The 657-nt window shown below is 64.6% G+C and carries 1 pseudogene; it reads right to left on the bottom strand.

The window, feature by feature from the left end:
* Window positions 1-657, bottom strand: a pseudogene (locus B4N44_RS08635) (DNA-directed RNA polymerase subunit beta'); the annotation flags it as partial.

The raw sequence follows: 657 nt of genomic DNA, 5'->3' as shown, positions 1-657 counted from the left end.
GATCTCCTTGACCTCCTTCTCGGCCGCCGCGAGGATCCCGGCCTTCTCGTCCGGAACGGCCATGTCTTCCAGACCGATGGAGACGCCGGAACGCGTCGCCATCCGGAAGCCCATGTACATGACCTGGTCGGCGAAGACCACGGTCTCCTTCAGGCCGAGCTGGCGATAACAGACATTGATCAAGCGTGAGATCTGCTTCTTGCCGAGTGCGCGGTCGACCAGATCGAACGGCAGGCCGTCGGGAACGATCGCGAACACCAGTGCACGACCCAGCGTGGTCTCCCGGATCGCCGTGTTCTCGTGCATCGAGCCGTCCTTGTGCTTGATCACCTCGCGGATGCGCACCTTGCAGCGCGCATGCAGATCGGCATGACCCGTCTCGTAGGCGCGGCGCGCCTCGTCGATGTTGGCGAAGACGCTGCCCTCGCCCTTCGCGTTCACGCGCTCGCGGGTCATGTAATAGAGCCCGAGCACCACGTCCTGCGACGGCACGANNTGATCGGCTCGCCGTTGGCCGGCGAGAGGATGTTGTTGGAGGCCATCATGAGCGCGCGCGCCTCGAGCTGCGCCTCCAGCGACAGCGGGACGTGCACCGCCATCTGGTCGCCATCGAAGTCTGCGTTGAAGGCGGTACAGACCAGCGGGTGAAGCTGGATC

This window comes from Thiocapsa sp. UBA6158, from assembly GCF_002423035.1.
In the GTDB taxonomy this organism is placed as follows: domain Bacteria; phylum Pseudomonadota; class Gammaproteobacteria; order Chromatiales; family Chromatiaceae; genus Thiocapsa.
Note: the sequence above shows the minus strand (reverse complement) of the source record. Positions and strands in the feature narration are given on the sequence as shown.